The organism is Hydrogenophaga sp. PML113, assembly GCF_001777155.1.
Taxonomy (GTDB): Bacteria; Pseudomonadota; Gammaproteobacteria; order Burkholderiales; family Burkholderiaceae_C; genus Hydrogenophaga; species Hydrogenophaga borbori.
The window spans coordinates 116253-132763 of sequence record NZ_MIYM01000008.1 but is presented as its reverse complement, the minus strand read 5'-3'; the positions used below and the strand labels follow the sequence as shown (position 1 = coordinate 132763).

At 66.9% G+C, this 16511-nt stretch carries 16 protein-coding genes; all 16 read left to right on the top strand.

The genetic code is table 11. From position 1 onward, the window contains the following. The first annotated feature begins 13 nt into the window (after positions 1-13). From BHU06_RS16155 to BHU06_RS16080, 16 genes are read left to right on the top strand one after another with little or no spacing between them, the layout of a single operon-like run. Positions 14-829 (top strand): phytanoyl-CoA dioxygenase family protein, encoded by an 816-nt coding sequence (locus tag BHU06_RS16155; protein WP_070400233.1) that lies wholly within the window; start codon positions 14-16, stop codon positions 827-829. After that, positions 826-1875 carry an FkbM family methyltransferase gene (locus BHU06_RS16150; protein ID WP_070400232.1) on the top strand — a complete coding sequence of 350 codons (1050 nt, stop codon included), beginning with the start codon at positions 826-828 and terminating at the stop codon, positions 1873-1875. Before BHU06_RS16155 ends, BHU06_RS16150 begins: the two co-directional genes overlap by 4 nt. 22 nt (positions 1876-1897) lie before the next feature. Beyond that, positions 1898-2809 (top strand): hypothetical protein, encoded by a 912-nt coding sequence (locus tag BHU06_RS16145; RefSeq protein ID WP_070400231.1) that lies wholly within the window; start codon positions 1898-1900, stop codon positions 2807-2809. Continuing rightward, positions 2802-3518, top strand: a complete 717-nt coding sequence (locus BHU06_RS16140) for a hypothetical protein (RefSeq protein WP_070400230.1) — start codon at positions 2802-2804, stop codon at positions 3516-3518. The genes BHU06_RS16145 and BHU06_RS16140 overlap by 8 nt, the downstream gene beginning before the upstream one ends. A 14-nt stretch (positions 3519-3532) precedes the next feature. Beyond that, positions 3533-4591 carry a hypothetical protein gene (locus BHU06_RS16135; RefSeq protein WP_070400229.1) on the top strand — a complete coding sequence of 353 codons (1059 nt, stop codon included), beginning with the start codon at positions 3533-3535 and terminating at the stop codon, positions 4589-4591. Beyond that, positions 4582-5199: a DapH/DapD/GlmU-related protein gene (locus tag BHU06_RS23150; protein WP_070400228.1), complete on the top strand. Its 618-nt coding sequence runs from the start codon at positions 4582-4584 to the stop codon at positions 5197-5199. The genes BHU06_RS16135 and BHU06_RS23150 overlap by 10 nt, the downstream gene beginning before the upstream one ends. After that, entirely contained in the window at positions 5196-6554 is a 1359-nt protein-coding gene (locus BHU06_RS16125) for a glycosyltransferase family 4 protein (protein WP_139147090.1), read from the top strand. The genes BHU06_RS23150 and BHU06_RS16125 overlap by 4 nt, the downstream gene beginning before the upstream one ends. A 10-nt stretch (positions 6555-6564) precedes the next feature. Then, entirely contained in the window at positions 6565-8025 is a 1461-nt protein-coding gene (locus BHU06_RS16120) for an oligosaccharide flippase family protein (protein WP_070400226.1), read from the top strand. 10 nt (positions 8026-8035) lie between these two features. After that, entirely contained in the window at positions 8036-8995 is a 960-nt protein-coding gene (locus BHU06_RS16115; protein ID WP_070400225.1) for an NAD(P)-dependent oxidoreductase, read from the top strand. Next, positions 8985-9647, top strand: a complete 663-nt coding sequence (locus BHU06_RS16110) for an acetyltransferase (RefSeq protein ID WP_083293276.1) — start codon at positions 8985-8987, stop codon at positions 9645-9647. Before BHU06_RS16115 ends, BHU06_RS16110 begins: the two co-directional genes overlap by 11 nt. Next, entirely contained in the window at positions 9644-10822 is a 1179-nt protein-coding gene (locus BHU06_RS16105) for a glycosyltransferase family 4 protein (RefSeq protein ID WP_083293275.1), read from the top strand. Before BHU06_RS16110 ends, BHU06_RS16105 begins: the two co-directional genes overlap by 4 nt. A gap of 26 nt (positions 10823-10848) precedes the next feature. Beyond that, positions 10849-11847, top strand: a complete 999-nt coding sequence (locus BHU06_RS16100) for a lysylphosphatidylglycerol synthase transmembrane domain-containing protein (RefSeq protein ID WP_070400223.1) — start codon at positions 10849-10851, stop codon at positions 11845-11847. After that, a complete protein-coding gene (locus tag BHU06_RS22870) occupies positions 11844-13799 on the top strand; it encodes a hypothetical protein (RefSeq protein ID WP_070400222.1) in 1956 nt (651 codons plus the stop codon). The genes BHU06_RS16100 and BHU06_RS22870 overlap by 4 nt, the downstream gene beginning before the upstream one ends. Continuing rightward, a complete protein-coding gene (locus BHU06_RS16090; protein WP_175442873.1) occupies positions 13796-14740 on the top strand; it encodes a glycosyltransferase in 945 nt (314 codons plus the stop codon). The genes BHU06_RS22870 and BHU06_RS16090 overlap by 4 nt, the downstream gene beginning before the upstream one ends. Then, positions 14737-15459, top strand: a complete 723-nt coding sequence (locus BHU06_RS16085; RefSeq protein WP_070400220.1) for a bifunctional 2-polyprenyl-6-hydroxyphenol methylase/3-demethylubiquinol 3-O-methyltransferase UbiG — start codon at positions 14737-14739, stop codon at positions 15457-15459. Before BHU06_RS16090 ends, BHU06_RS16085 begins: the two co-directional genes overlap by 4 nt. Next, a complete protein-coding gene (locus BHU06_RS16080) occupies positions 15456-16505 on the top strand; it encodes a glycosyltransferase (RefSeq protein ID WP_070400219.1) in 1050 nt (349 codons plus the stop codon). Before BHU06_RS16085 ends, BHU06_RS16080 begins: the two co-directional genes overlap by 4 nt. Positions 16506-16511 lie beyond the last annotated feature (6 nt).

The following is a 16511-nucleotide window of genomic DNA, read 5'->3' as shown; positions in this document are numbered from 1 at the left end:
CCTCACACGCCCCATGGACATCATCGATACCTACAAGCGCGACGGGTTCGTTTGCCTTCCCAATGCCGTCGACCCGGCGGAGGTCAACGCGATCCGCCAGGAAGCCCAGGCCGTGTTTCGGCAAATGTTTGGCAAGAACCGCATCGTGGAACAGGGCCACGGCGAGCAGGGATTCGCAGACGCACTCTATGCGCTGTTCAACGCCAACTACCAGGACTTCATTGGCGCCGCTCGCGCGGCGCAGCACATCCTTGGCATGCACCGCTTCGTTGTATCCGAGCGGATCACCCAGCTGCTGCAGCGCCTGGGTCTGGCCATGCCCATCGTGTGCGTGAAGCCCATCATCTACTTCAACTCGCGCCACTTGGCCAAGATCGAAGGACACTACAAAACGCCGTCTCATCAGGACTGGCGCAGCATGCAGGGCAGCCTCAATTCGGTGGTGATCTGGGTACCACTCGTCGACATCGACGTGAGCCTGGGCGCCATCGAATTCATCCCCGGCAGCCACCTGCAGGGCCTGGCCCCCACCGAGAAAGACACCTGGTATCGGCACATTCCCAACTCGGTCGCGCCAGCCGAGGCCTTCGTTCCGGTCGAAGTCAAGGCCGGCGATCTCGTGGTGTTCTCGGCTTTCGCCGTGCACCGCTCGGGCAACAACGTGACGCAGGCCATCCGATGGTCGATCCACGTGCGATACAACGACGCCGCTGAGTCGACTTTCATCGATCGCGGCATGCCTCACCCCTACGCCGTCTACCGCCCCGAGCAGGAACTGGTCACGCCGGACTTTCCGACGCCGGAGCAGCTCAAGGCCGCCTTCGCATGATCACCGACCTGCGCGCCATTCCTCCCGGGCCGATCGCGCTCTACGGCTTTGGTGCTGTCGGCCGGTTCGTGTTCGACACCCTGAAGCGCGAGCGGCCCGACCTCCCCGTCATCTGCATCATCGATGACGGAAAGGCCGGCGGCATGCACGAGGGCATCACCATCTGCTCGGCCGAGCAAGCGCTCGAGCGGCAGCACAGCTTCAGCCGCATCCTCGTGGCCGGGCTGGCCTGGCGAGCGATGTCCCAACGGCTTGACGCCCTGGGCCTGCGAGCCCATGACCCCGTCGACCTCCTGCGCGGCCCCGCCTTGACGCAGGACATGGAAGTTTCCCTGCCGACCGGGTCGATGCGCCTGGCCACGCCGAACAGGCTGTCGGCCATCGTCGCCGAGCGCTTCTTCGACATCGAGCCAGACACCATTGCCTGGATGGATGCCTTTCCCGCAGGCGCCTGCTTCTACGACGTGGGCGCATCAAACGGCCTGTTCGCCCTGTATGCAGCCATCGCGCGCGCCAGCACGGTGGTGGCCTTCGAGCCGGACGCGCTCAACTTTGGCCTTATGAGCAAGAACCGCGTGCTGAACCAGGATCGGATTCAACGCCCCTTCACCGCTTTGCAGTTGGCTCTGTCCGACCGGCCCGCACTGATCGAACTGGTCTCGCCGGATCTGCCCTACGAGGGCGCACATGGAAAGTTCAGTGGTGCCGATCAACGCGCTGGCCTGGTGGAACGCGGTGTGATGTACGCGCAGCCCTGCCTGGCCGACGCCCTCGACTCGCTAATCGAGCGCTATGGCCTGCCCCACCCTGACTACCTCAAGGTGGACGTGGACGGCGCCGAGTTTGCTGTGCTCGAGGGTGCCCAGGGACTCCTGCAATCGGGCGGACTGCGCCAAGTGCTGATCGAAACCGAGGACGCGCTCGAGCCACGCTTGAGCGCCCACATGCGTCGCTTCGGCTATCGCCAACTGGCCGTTCACCGCATTCACGAAATGGTGGGTGGGCAGGTTCAGGGGGTGTCGAATTACCTGTACGGCCGCTCCTGACAGGAAGGAAGGCGCAAGCGCCATGCAATGGACCAAGCAAGGGCTGATCTACCGGCCCGATTCCACACTGCCCTGGCAGGCCAGCCATGCGGCGCTGCCCACGCGTTTACCGCTCGGCGGTAGCCGGTATCGCATCTTTTTCAGTTCGCGCGATGAGAACAACCGCGCCCATGTGGGCCACTTCGACATCGACCTGGCGACCGGAGTGACGTCGAACCCCGCGCGCGAACCGGTGCTGGTGCCTGGCGATTGGGGGCACTTCGACGACCACGGTGTACAGGCCTGCAGTATCGCGCGCGCCGACAACGGCGACCTCTACCTTTACTACCTGGGCTGGAACACAGGCAAGAAAGATCCGTTGTTTTATGCTGCCATCGGCCTGGCCATCAGCCGGGATGGTGGACAGACGTTCAGCAAACACTCCCCCGCGCCCATCCTGCAACGCAGCCGTTTCGACCCCTGGATGGTGTCTGGTGGCACCGTCATCCGCCAAGGCCCCGAGTGGTTGATGTACTACCTCTCCGGCTTCAAGTTCGAGTTCACCGCGGGCGGGGCTATCTCCTGGTACGACATCAAGATCGCCCGCTCGCGAGACGGCATCGAGTGGACACGCTCGGGTGAAGTGGCGTTGCCGCTGCAAGACGACGAGACGAACATCTCGCGCATGACCATCGACGAGCACCACGGCCGCTACCGTGCGTGGTTCCCCGTCAAACGACGCGATGTCGGCTACCGATGCGGCTACGCGGAAAGCCTGGACGGGGTGACCTGGACGCGCCAAGCGGACCACTGCCTGCCAGTGAGCGAGAGCGGATGGGACAGCGAAGCGATCGACAAGATGGAGGTGATCCGTCACGGCGATCGGCTCTACATGCTCTACAACGGCAACCGATTCGGCCGCGACGGTATCGGCCTGGCGTATTCCGATGGCTGAGTTCATCCACTTCCGCGACATTGATCCCGCGCGAGCGAGCAGTTGGACTGGCAAGCGCGTGCTGTCTATCGACATCGACTGGGCGCACGACGCCGTGCTCGAAGACACCATCGACCTGATAGAGCGGGCGGCCATCAAGGCGTGCTTTTTCGTCACGCACGACACACCCTTGCTGGCGCGTCTGCGGGCCAATCCCCTGTTCGAGTTGGGGCTGCATCCCAACTTCGACCCCTTGCTCAGTGGCGAGGCACTGCGCTCGGCCCGCGACATCGTGATGGACCTGGCACGCGTAGTGCCCGAGGCCAAGGTGCTGCGCAGCCACGCCATGACCACCTCCGGGCGCTGGCTGGAGCTCTACCGAGAAGCTGGCGTCACGCACCTGAGCAACTACCTCATGTTCGGCGATGCGAACATCCACCCCTTTCGCCAGCTCAATGGCCTGGTGGAAGCGCCGGTGCATTTCGCGGACGATGGCCTTCTGTTCCAGCGCGCCATGTCAGCGGTGAGCTTCCATCTGGACACCGAGCTTCTCGCAAGCGGTGGTGGACTGCGTGTCTACAACTTCCACCCCATTCATCTGTTCCTGAACGCTGAGAGCCTTGATCGCTACGGCGCGTCCCGCCCGCACGCCGGCGACCCGAATGCCTTGCGGCGACTGCGGTTCGACGGCGATGGCGCGCGCACCTGGCTGTCCTCCCTGCTTCGTTGATCCCTGCCCCGCCCATGCCCATTCCACCCGCGCGCGCGAAAAAGTATGCGCAGCAGCTCGTACAGAAATACGACATCGACTGCCGTGGCCTCACCATCCTGACCGAAGCGGCCTCAGGCACGTACCTGTTCAACCCCATGATGGCGTTGCTCGGCGGCGCCGAACGCGTGATCGCCTATTGCCGCAACAGCCGGTACGCCAGCACGCAGGAAGTCGAAGCCTCCATGCGGGCGGTCTATGCCGCGGCAGGGCTCGATGAACGCTGGGAGTTCCGCACCAGCCTATCGGACCACGACATCGCCGCCGCCGACATCGTCACCAACAGCGGGCACCTGCGCCCCTTCGACGCGGCGTTCCTGAACCGCATGAAGCCCACCGCCGTGCTGCCCCTGATGTGGGAGCCATGGGAGCTACGTCCCGGCGAGATCGACCTCGATGTCGCGCGGCAGCGCGGCATCCTCATCATGGGCACCAACGAACACGAGGCACCCTGTGATCTGCGGCCTTACAGCTTTCTCACCGCCATGCACCTCGCCATGAGCCACAAGGCCTCGGTAGCGGATGACCGCATCCTCGTCATAGGCGATCAGTACACGCTGGCACAACCCATGGAAGACGGCTTCCAGCGCCTCGGGATCGCGTGCCGGCGCATCGCGCCCACTTGCTCACCGGCCGAGGCCGCGCAAGCCGCGCAGTGGGCCACCTACATCATCGTTGCCGAACACGCGGACCACCGGCTTCTGGTGGGACCCTCAGGCCTGATCGATACGCAGCAACTCGTTGCCGCCAACACCACGGGCGTTGGCGTGGTGTCCGGCCGCGTGGACCGCGACCACCTGGAGGCCCACGGCATCTCGGTCTACCCGGAACGCATGGCTCCCCCCGGTTTCATGTCGTACATGCCATCCGAGTTGGGGCCCTATTCGGTAATGGACTTGTTCGCCGCCGGCGTGAAGGTGGGCCAGGTGATGGCGCGGGCCCGTTTGGGAGGCATGAGCCTCGCCGAAGCGGCCCAACATGCGCTGAAGCACAGCCCGGCAATGGATCTGGAAGGAGACATGGCATGGACCTGAGCGACGAGGAAAAGCGGCTGCTCGACACGCTGCGCTCGCTGCACGGCAAACTGCGCGATCACACACACGCCACCTACCAGCGCATCAACCCCTTCTACGAAGACCTCTTCGAGTGGAAGGAGCGCGGCAAGTATTGGAGCGGCGAAGACGGTGTGACCATCTACAACTCCACGACGCTGGCGGGCAAAGTCGACATCGGAGCCCACACCTGGATCGGACCCTTCTGCTCCATCGATGGCACGGCGGGCATCCGCATCGGCCGGCACTGTTCCATCTCGGTCGGCACGCAGATCCTCACGCACGACTCGGTGCGCTGGTGCCTGTCGGGCGGCGTGGAGCCCTATGACTACGCCCCCGTGTCGATCGGCGATCACTGCTTCATCGGCTCGCACGCCGTGATTCTGAAAGGCGTGACGATCGGCAATGCCTGCGTGGTTGGGGCCGGAGCGGTCGTGACTTCCGACGTGCCCAGCAACACCATCGTGGCTGGGGTGCCAGCACGCCGCATCGGGCGCACGATCACCCGCGAAGGTGAGCGCGTGCAGTTGGTCATGGACGACGACGTCCCCCCGCGAGACGACGCACGATCGGAGAGCACACAGCGATGAGCCGTTCTCCGTCCACGCACCAGCGCGCTCCGCGCATCTTCCTGGGGTTGACCGAGGTATCCGGCTACTACGCCCAATTGCGCAAAGGATTTACAGAACTGGGTATCGAGTGCGTGCACATCCCCATCCAGGCCCACCGGTTCGCCTACGACGAAGCGCAGGACATGGGTTGGCCGGCACGCCTGGCGCGTTTCTTCGTCAAGCGGCGCGTAGCGGTGCCCGAAGCGGCGCACTGGCGGCGCCGGGCCTGGCTGGTGCCAGTGACGCTCACACGGGTGATCCTGTTCGTGTGGGCGGTGCGGCGTTTTGATGTCTTCATCATGGGCGGCGGCTCCAGTTTTTTCAGGTTCTGGGACCTGCCTGTGCTGCGCTGGCTGGGACGCCGGGTCATCTATGTGCTGCATGGCACCGACGCGCGCCCCGCCTACCTCGACGGATCGTTCTACCAGGAGCGACACGCCGCCACGCGGCAGAACGACCTCGACCCGCCGCCGCTCGACGACGAGCTCATCGATGCCTATGTGTCCGCGACCGCGGTTCGCCACCGCGACGTGCGATGGATCGAACGCCATGCGCACACCGTGGTTTGTGGCCCCGGGTTCGCTCAACTGCTGGACAAGCCATTCGTCAACTTTGCGGCTGTGGGCATTCCGTTCTCGCCCCCGGACACACACTTGCCCGAGCCACGCACGCCCGACGGCCGTGTGCGCATCCTGCACGCGACCTCCGACATGGTCGGCCGCGGCACCCGCATCACGCGCCGCCTTATCGAAGAGCTGATCGAACGGGGCCTGCCCATCGACTTCATCGTCATGACTGGGCAACCGCACCTGCGCGTACTGGAGGAACTTCAGGCCTGCGACTTCGTGGTGGATGGCCAGTGGGCGGACACCCCCATGGCGGGCTTTGCGACGGAATCGGCCCGCTTCGGCAAGCCGGTGGTCATGGGGGGCTACTACGCGGCCAATGTGCGCCGTGACATGCCCCCAGAAACCATTCCGCCGACCTGCTTCACCACGCCCGACCAGATGCAGGCCACGATCGAAAGGCTGGTGGTGGATGCGGAGTACCGGCGCCAGGTAGGTGAGGAGATGCGCCGATTCGTGCTAGAGGCCTGGACCCCGAGAAGCGTGGCGGCGAAGTACCTGCAATTGCTCGAATGCCGTGCTCCCGAGTCGTGGTGGAACGACCCACATCGCAACCTATATCACTTGGGTGGCGGCCTGTCCGGCGACCGCATCCGCGCCATCGTGCAGGCAATCGTCGCCCGACACGGTGAACAAGCCCTGTTGCTTGAGCACAACCCAGCGCTGCGCGACATGCTGATGACGTTCGTGCGCGAGACGCGGAACTGAACGGACCACGATGGGCCTGCAGCGACTCGGCCGGGACACCCTCCTCTACGGCCTCTCGACCCTGCTTGTCCGGGGGCTCCAGATCTTTCTGATCCCTGTGTACTCGCGGGCGCTGGGCTCGGGCGAGTACGGGGTCGTGGAAACCGTCGCCATCGCGGGCGCGCTGGTGAACCTGACGATCGCGCTCGAGATATCGCAAGGCATGGCGCGCTACATCGCCGACGCGCCCGATGAGTCCGCCCGGCGCGCACTGGCCAGCACGGCGGTCGCTTTTGCCGCGTTGGCCTATGCCGTTTTCGCGCTGGCTGTCACCGCCTTCGCCGACGGACTGGCCCAGTGGCTGCTCGCGGGGCAGGCTCCGCCTCAGACCCTTGTACTGGCCGCCTGCGCGATCGCCGTCAACGGCGTGTTCGTGATCGTGCAGGACCTGTTGCGTTGGCAGTTTCGGCCCGGCTCCTATGTCGCCGCCGCCATGGCCTATGCGCTGGGCAGCGCGCTGGTGGGCATCTGGCTGGTGACGGTGCAGGACCTGGGCGTTGCCGGCGTGTTCTGGGGACAGCTGGCCGGCGCACTGCTGGGGGCGGGGGTGTCGCTATCGCGCGCAGGCGGCCTGCTGTCACGCGTGTTCGACGTGCATCGGCTGCGCACCATGCTGCGCTACTCGCTGCCCCTGGTGCTGTCGGGCGCGGCGGTGTTCGGCAATCTGTTCATCGACCGCATCGTGGTGCGCGAACTGCTGGGGCTGGAGGCCCTGGGCGTCTACGGGGTCACGGCGCGCTTCGCCTCGGTCGTGTCGATCCTGGCCGTGGGCCTGCAGGCCGCTCTGTCGCCATTGGTGTTTCGCCACTGGCGCGAACCCGGCACGGCGGTCACGCTCGGACGCATCTGCCGCTGGTATCTGGTGGCCATGGTGGCACTTGTGGGCGGCATCGCCCTGCTGTCAGGGCCGATCATGGGCACGCTGACCGGTCCAGCCTTTCATGGAGGCAGCGCGGTGCTGCCTCTGTTGACGCTGGGCGCCATGTTCTCGACGCTCTACGTCTTCGCACCCGGCCTGTTCCTGGGAGAGCGCACCGGCCGCGTGGCCTTCTTGAACGTGGCAGGCGCGCTGGTCAACCTGGCCGCCGCGCTGCTGCTCACGCACTGGTTCGGGCTGCTCGGCGCAGCCCTCGCTGCTACGATCGCGCCCGCTTTCGTTTTTGCAGGTTACCTGGTCTTGGGTCGTCCCTGGTTCACCGTGCCTTACCGGGCGCCCAGAATCGCCTTCTCGCTGGCACTGGTTGTGGCGCTGGTGCTCATGGGCATGGCCTGGCCGGCCACCCCCACGCTGTGGGACCCGGTCGCACTGGCCAGCAAGGGCGCCCTGTGGTGCCTGTGTCTGGGCCTGGCCGTGGCGCTGGGCACGGACGCTGCCGATCGCCACCAAGTTTCACAAATCATGCGGGCCCTGGCCCGCCAACGCTCGCTTTAGAAAGACCAGCATGGCCATCGAGGGAAAACACATCGTCATCACCGGCGGCGCCGGCTTCATCGGCTCCACCCTGGCCGGCCGCCTGGCCGACCGCAACCGCGTGACGCTGTTCGACAACCTGGCGCGCAACACGATCCAGCACACCGGTGGCGCACAGCACCCCAACGTGTCGCTGGTGCAGGGCGACATCCTCGACCCCGCGTCGGTGAAACGGGTGGTCACGGGTGCCGACATCGTGGTGCACGCGGCCGCCATCGCCGGCATCGACACCGTGATCAAGTCGCCCGTGAAGACCATGGAAGTGAACATGATCGGCACCGCCAACGTGCTGCGCGCGGCGCAGGAAGCGGGCGTGAAGGACCGTGTGATCGAGTTTTCGACCTCCGAGGTCTTCGGCAGCATGGCCTACCGCGTGACGGAAGAGAACCACGCCGTCGCCGGCTCGGCCGGCGAGGCGCGCTGGGTGTATGCGGTCAGCAAGCTCGCCGGCGAGCACCTGGCGCACGCCTACTTCCGCGAGCACGGCATGCCCGTGGTCACGCTGCGGCCCTTCAACATCTATGGCCCGGGCCAGACCGGGGAGGGCGCGATCCAGATCTTCATTCGCAAGGCGCTGCGCAACGAGCCTATCTCCATCTACGGTGACGGCTCTCAGATCCGCGCCTGGTGTTTCGTCGACGACATGGTCGATGCCCTGATGCTCGCGCTGGAGCGGCCCGAGGCCATCGGTGAATCCTTCAACGTCGGCAATGCGCGCGCCGTGACCACCATCTTCGGCCTCGCGGAGGCCGTCTGCCGCGTGCTCGGCTCGCGGTCCGAGATCGTGTTCAAGCCCCCGCTGTCGGCCGACATCGAACTGCGCATCCCCGAGACCCGCAAGGCCGCGGAGCTGCTGGGCTTCAAGGCCAAGGTCGACCTGGAGGAAGGCATTCGCCGGACGGCCGACTGGTACCGCAGCAATGCCATCTGATGACCTGATCGACCTCGTGCTGGTGGGCGGCGGCGGCACCAGTGCCGACGTGCTCGCCATCGTCGACGACATCAACCGCGAAGCCCCGCGCTACCGCGTGCGCGGCCTGCTCGACGACGCCCTGGCGCGCGGCTCGTCGCGCTTCGGCGTACCAGTGCTCGGCGGCTTGGGCGACGCACCGCAGTTGCTGGGCAACGGTCGCCTGGTCGATTGCCTGGGTAGCCCGCGCAGCAACACGCGTCGCGAGGCACTGCTGCAAGCCAAGGGACTGGCGGACCTGCCCTTTGCCAGCCTGGTGCACCCGCGCGCTGTCGTGGCCGGCAGCGCCGAGATCGGAGAAGCTTGCATCGTCTACCCGAACGTGGTGCTCCTGGCTCACGTACGACTTGGCCGCCACGTGACGGTGTTGGCCAACTGCGTGCTCAACCACGGCGTGTGCGTCGAAGACTTCGGCATCCTGGCCAGCGGCGTCAACCTCTCCGGCCGTGTGCACGTGGGACGGGCCGCCTACCTGGGCTGCGGCTGCAATGTGCGCGAAGACATCCGCATCGGCGAAGCTGCGCTCGTGGGATTGGGCAGCGCAGTGGTGCGCGACGTGCCAGCCGGGGCCGTGGTCGCCGGCGTGCCCGCGCGGGAAAGACCCGTGGCATGAGGATCCTCGTGGTGGGCGGCATGTATCCGCCGATGCGCACCGGCACCGCTTTCTACACGCAGAACCTGGCCACCGAACTGCAGCGCCAGGGACATGCGGTGGAGATCGTCACGCTGGGCGCCTCGCCGTCGCACGCCGTCGAGGACGGGCTGTCCGTGCATCGCCTGCCGGCCTGGCGCCTGCCGCTGGCCGGCTTCTTCAAGCACTACCAGCTGTGTGCCCCCAACCCGCTCAACTGGTGGCGGCTGGCGCGCATCGCCCGCCGCTTCCAGGCCGATGCGGTGCTGCTGGTGAACCACTACCTGGACATCGCATTTCCCGCCGCATTCGCCGCCTGGCGTGTGCGCGCACCACTGGTTTGCTCGGTCGGCACGCAGCTGCAGTCGCTCAACCCGCGCCGCGACCGCCTGCTCAACCGCCTCGACCGGCTCATCTGCGGGCGGGGCGTGTTTCCGTTCTGCGACGCGGTGGTGGCCTGGGACACGCAGATCCGCCAGTACCTGTCGGACGTGCAGGGCGAGCGCGTGCTGCACAAGACGCACATCGTCAACTACGGCGTGGCGGGCGACAGCGCGGCGCTGGCGCAGCATTCCAATGACCACGCGTACCGGGGCCTCATACTCGGTGTGGGCGCGGTCAGCGAACAGCGCAGCTTCGTGCCCCTGGTCAAGGCCTTCGCCGAACTGGCGCCCGAGTTCCCCACGCTGAAGCTGCGCATCGTGGGTCACGTCTACTACGACGAGGCGCCGCGCCTGGCGGACAGCCTGGGATTGGGCGAGCGCGTCGAGTTCCTAGGCGAGCGACCACACGACGAGGTGCTCACGCACATGCAGGCCGCCGACCTGCTGTTCTCCTCGCTCACCGGGCGCTACGTGGGCATGGGCACGGCCACCATCGAGGCCATGCTGCTGGCCGTGCCGACGGTGGTCAATACGCCGCTCGATCTGCTGGGTACCGCCACCCTGGTCGACGGCGAGCACCTGGTGCAATGCACCGACCCCGCCCCATCCGCCATCGCGCAGCGTCTGCGCGCCTTGCTGGGCGACGAGTCCCTGCGCCGCCGCGTGGGCACCGGCGGACGCCGCTTCGTGCAGGAGCAGATGAACTGGCCCAAGGTCGCCCGCGACATGGCGTCCTTGCTCAAGGGACTGGTCCAGCGGCAAGGCAGGTCATGAGAGGCTGGAGACAACACGCCCTGACCATGGCCGGCCTGGCGGTGAGCCTGGTCGCGATCATCTGGTTGATGCGCAACTTCGACCTGGGGGCGGTGGTCCGCACGCTCGCGCACGCGAACGCCTGGGTGCTCGCGCCCCTGCCACTGCTGCTGATCGCGTCTTTCGCGCTGCGCGCCCAGCGCTGGCGGCTGGTGGTCGAGCATGATCCGCCGGTGCGCTGGTGGCCAGGGTTTCGCGCCTTGATGATCGGCTACCTGCTCAACAACGTGCTGCCGGCGCGCGCTGGCGACCTGGCCCGCGCGCTGGAGCTCGGCCGCACCGAGCGGATGTCGCGAACCAAGGTGTTTGCCACCCTGGTCGTTGAACGCACCGTCGACCTGGCGTTCATGCTGGCGCTGCTGTCGCTGGTTTTGCTGTCCTACCCCGCGATCCCGGCCTGGCTCAAGCAGGCCGGCGTGGTGGTGGCCGCGATCACCGCCACGGCCATCGCCGCACTCACGGCCGCTCACACCATGGGCGAACGCTTCCTGCCCTGGTTGCACGCGCGGCTGCTGCGGCGCCTGCCCGACCGCGCCGCGGGGCGCGCCCGCGAGATCCTGCAATCCGCGCTGGCGGGCATCGCGGGCGGCTTTCGCCCAGGGCGCTTCGTTGGCTTCCTGCTGCTCACACTGGCCATCTGGACCCTGGAGGTCTCCCTGGTGTGGCTCACCGCGCGCGCGCTGGGTCTCGACCTGGCACCCGGCAACGCCTTGTTCGTGCTGCTGCTGATCGCCATTGGCACCATGGTGCCGGCGTCCCCCGGCTTCGTGGGCACCTACGAGTTCTTTGGCGTGGCGGCCTTGGGGATGCTGCAGGTGCACGGCCCCCAGGCTTTGGCTTTCGTCGTGCTGCTGCACCTGGTGACCTTGCTCGGGTCTTCGCTGATCGGCGCGCTGTGCTTCCTGGCGCGACCGGCCGTGGCGTCGCCGCGCGACGTCGAAGCGCCGGACCTTGCGTCCGAGCGCCTCCCCGAGGACAAACCATGAGCGCCCACCCCACCGTCACCCTGGCCACGCTGCTGCTGGCGGTGCCGGTCACCACCGCGCACGCCCTGGCCTGCGTAGGGGCGGGTCGGGCCGTGCAATGGGCCTTGGGCCGGCTTGGTCCCGCACGGCCAGCGACCCAAACCTCGGACGCGTGGGTGGACCTGGCCACGCAGTTCCTGGCGGGTTTGATGGCCTTCAATGCGGTGTTCACCGTGCTGGGTCTCATGGGCCAGTTGCGACCCGTGCCGGTCGGTGTCGCGCTGGCCCTGGGCTGGCTGGCCTTGTTCCTCAGCCGCCCGCGCCTCGCACCAGCCCAAGCGATGCTGCGCGAGGCCTGGGACAGCGTCTGGCGCCTCAACTGGCCGATGCGCGGCCTGGCCGCGGTGGTGGTGCTGTTCTTCTTGTGCCTGGCACTGGCGGCACTCACCATGCCGCCCACGGGCGACGCCGAGGCCTTCTACCTCGCCTACGCGCAGATCATGGCCAGCAGCGGCGTGCTCGAGCCCATGCGCGGTACCTACGAGCCCTTCTCCAGCATCGGCCTGCCAGCAGAGTTGCACTATGCCGTGCTGATGCGTTGGCAAGGCACGGCCGCCGCCAAGTTCTTCGTCTGGCCGGTGGCGCTGGCCTGCGGGGTGTTCCTCTCGGGCATCGTGCGCCGCTGCGGCGGTGGCCTGGTGGCGCGCTGGATGGCCTGGACCATCCTGATTTCCTCGTCAAGCTTCACGCTGTACGTGTTCGACGGCAAGGTGGACCTGTTCGGTGCTGCCTTCGGCCTGGCTGCCCTGTACTGGCTGCTGAGCGACACACCGGCGAATGGGCGCACAGGCGCCCTGGCCTGGGCCGGCTTGATGGCCGGCAGCGCCACCGTCGCCAAGTTCTCGTACGTGCTGAGCTTGGGTGTGGCCATGCTGGTGCTGCTGATGTGGCAGCACCGAGGGCAGGAACGGGCCTATGACACCCGCGGCCTCCTGCGCACCGGCCTCGTGCTGGGCGCCTGGGCGGCGCTGGCCTGGCTGCCCCAATGCCTCAAGAACGGGGTGTTGTACGGTGCACCCCTGGCGCCCTTCCTGGGCATGGGCGAAGCAGGCGCTTGGTTGAATCAGGTGTGGCATAGCCCCGAGGTCACTCGAGAAATCCTGCTGACCTATCCCTACGCGCTGGTGTTCGGCGACTACCCCATGCAGGGCGGAGGCGTCTCCCTGCTGTTGTTGGGCCTGCCCGCACTGACCTGGTTCGTACGGCGGCACCGCGCCAGCGATGAGCCATTGCTCGACAGCCCCGTGATCGCCGTGACCCTGGCCGCCCTGCTGTCCACCCTGGCCTGGGCGCTCATACGGCCCTCGGTGCTCGCGCCGCGCTACATACTCGCCACGCTCCTGTTGTTCGCGCCCCTGGCGTCGCTGACTGCGGAGGCGGCGCTGGCCGATCGGCGTTGGTGGCTGCGCCTGGGCGCCTTGGGCCTGCTGGCGTTGGCACTCTATTTCACCGTCAGCAAGGTCCGCTCGGGCCCGCACAATCTTTACCTGCTGCTGACCCACCGAGCCGAGCGCTGCCTCAAAGCCAGCGAGTCCTGCAAACCCTTATCCGCCCTGGCCACCGAGGGCCAGCCCGGCGAGCGTGTGTTCTTGGCCGCCTACTACGGCTACTGGCTGCGTCCAGACCAGCTGCAATGCCAGGCCAGCCGGGCCGAAAAGGAGGGCGTGCGCAAGGCCAACGACGTGCTGGCGGCCCTGCAGGCGGGCGGCTTTCGATACATCGTGGTGGAGCGCGACTCCCACGGCGAGTTGCTCGGCCGCCTGCTGCAAGCGCAGGCCCCCGTGCACCACGTCGTCGAATACGGCAATGTCGTGGTGTATCGCGTGCCGCCGGCCGTGACGGCACAGCCGCCACAATGCGTCGAAACCCGTCCTGGCGAATGGAAGGTCTTGCCACACGGAGCCCCGAAGTGAGTCAGTCCGCCCCATTGGTATCCATCGTCATCCCTGCCTACAACCACGGCGACTACCTGGCCGAGGCGATCCGCAGCGTGCTGGCGCAGGATCACGCGCCGCTGGAGTTGATCGTGCTGGATGACGGATCGACCGACCATACGCCAGAGGTGCTGGCGCGCATGGACGGCGACTTCGTGCGCGAACGGCACGCCAACATGGGGCAGGCGCGCACGCTGGAAAAGGGCTGGGCCATGGCCAAAGGCTCCATCCTCGGCTACCTGAGCGCCGACGACACGCTGGCCCCGGGCGCGGTGAGCGCCGCGGTGGCCGCCTTGCAGGCCGACCCGCAGGCCGTGGCGACCTACTGCGACTACCACCTGCTCGACCCGCAGTCGCGCCCCGTGCGGCAGGTGAAGGCACCTCCCTACGACTACCGTGCCATGTTCGTCGACGTGGTATGCCCGCCCGGACCGGGCGCCTTCTTCCGCCGGGATGCCTATGAGGCGACCGGCCCGTGGAATCCCGCCCTGCGGCAGATGCCCGACTACGATTTCTGGCTGCGCCTGGGGCTGCGGGGGCGCTTCGTTCACGTCGAGCGGCCGCTGGCTGGCTTCCGGGTGCATGACCATTCCCAGTCGTTCGCGCCCACCACGCCACAACGCGCCGCCGAGCCCGTCACCATCATCGAGAGCCTGCTGCGCACGCCGGGCGTGGCGCCAGACATCGTGGCCCAGGGAGCGCAAGCGCTGGCCCATGCGCACCTCATCAGCGCGCAACTGCATTTGCGAGCGGGCCGCTGGGGCGCGGCGGCCCGCTCCGTGCGTGCGGCATGGTCCCAGTCCTGGTCGCGCGTGCTGTCCGTGCGGGCGCTGCGCCTGCTAAGCAATGCCTTGTTCAATCGCGCAGGTCACCGATTGTTGTGGGTCCTGCGCTCCGGCCTCTCCGCCCGAAACCCATGAGCCACGACCCCGTCACCCGCCGCTACACCGAAGGCGACTACGCGCAGCAGAACCCCGACTGGGACAGCGCCGATTCGCCCTGGAAGGCCCAGCAGGTCCTCGCCTTGCTGGCGCGCCACGGCCTGGCGCCGGCCAGCGTGGTCGAGGTGGGCTGCGGCGCGGGCGGCGTGCTGTCTGCGCTGCGTGCCCAACTGCCGCAGGCCGATCTGCAGGGTTTCGACATCGCCCCCGGTTTGCCCGCGCTGTGGGAGCAGCGCCGAGCCGATGGTATCCGCTTCACCCTGGGTGATTACCTGTCCAGCGACGGCCCTACGCCCGAACTGACGTTGATGCTCGACGTGCTCGAGCACCTGGGAGATCCCTTCGCCTTTCTCGCGGGCCTGCGCGAGCGAACTGCGTGGACCGTGTTCCACATCCCGCTTGACCTCTCGGCCATCAGCGTGCTGCGCGAGCGCCCCCTGTTGCACGTGCGCCGCAAAGTCGGTCACCTGCACTACTTCACGCGCGGGCTGGCCCTGGCCATGCTCGAGGAATGCGGCTACGAAGTCGTGGAGGCCCGCTACACCGGCGCTTCGCTCAATGCCCCCCGCCGATCGTTCAAAACCCGGCTCGCGGGCCTGCTGCGTCGGGCGGTCTACGCCGTCAATCACGACCTGGGCGCGCGCCTGATGGGGGGGGAAACCCTGCTGGTCCTTGCCAGGCCCAAGGAGACCGCGTGACGCTGATCGTTCACGCGCCCAACGTTCATCATGGCGGCGGACGCACCTTGCTGCTGTCCGTGCTGAACGCCGCCGCCGCGCAGGACAGCATTGCGTTGCTTGATGCGCGGCTAGACACCTCGAGCCTGCCGCCGAATCTAGTCCTCGAGCGCTTTCGGCCCACTTTGCTGGGGCGATGGAACGCCGAAAGGCGCGTCCGGCGGCTCAGTCAGCCCGGCGACACGGTGCTGTGTTTTGGCAACCTGCCCCCCTTGTTTCGCAATAAGGGGCGGGTGGTCGTGTTTCTGCAGAACCGCTACCTCTTTGGACAACGGGACTTGCGCGCATTTGCTTGGCGGGATCGCTGGCGCATCAGGCTGGAGAGATACTGGTTTTCTCAGCGCCTGGACACAGCAGCGATGCAGGTCTACGTGCAGACCGCGTCCATGGCGGATGAACTCCAGCGTGAAACCGGCGTTGTGGCTCGCGTGTTCCCGTTCATCCCGACCGAAACCCCATCGACGCCCGACCCCGGCCGGGTCGAGCCGCCTGAATTTGACTTCATCTATGTGGCCTCTGGCGAGCCTCACAAGAACCACCGTCAGTTAATTGATGCGTGGACCTTGCTTGGAACACAGGGCGCGTTCCCCTCTCTGTGCCTGACGCTGGACCCCAAAAAACACACGGCGCTGCTCCACCATCTGCAACAAGCGCAAGAGCGCCATGGCCTGAGGATCACCAACCTCGGCACAGTGGCCCCCACCGACATGGCGCGTTGTTACCAGCGATCGCGCGCATTGATCTACCCATCGACGCTGGAATCGTTCGGGCTTCCGCTCATTGAAGCGGCGCAACGGGGTCTGCCCATCCTCGCATCCGAGAAAGACTACGTGCGCGACGTAGTCACACCCGCCGAGTCGTTCGACCCCAACTCACCTTTGTCCATCGCGCGCGCCGTGAGCCGCTTTTTGCGGCAGAACCAGGCGCCGCGGCCCGTGTTGTCCGGCGCGGCCTTCTTGAGCGAGGTCATAGGCGCAACCACGCCGCCGCAGTCCGCCAGCAAGTGACCCCCC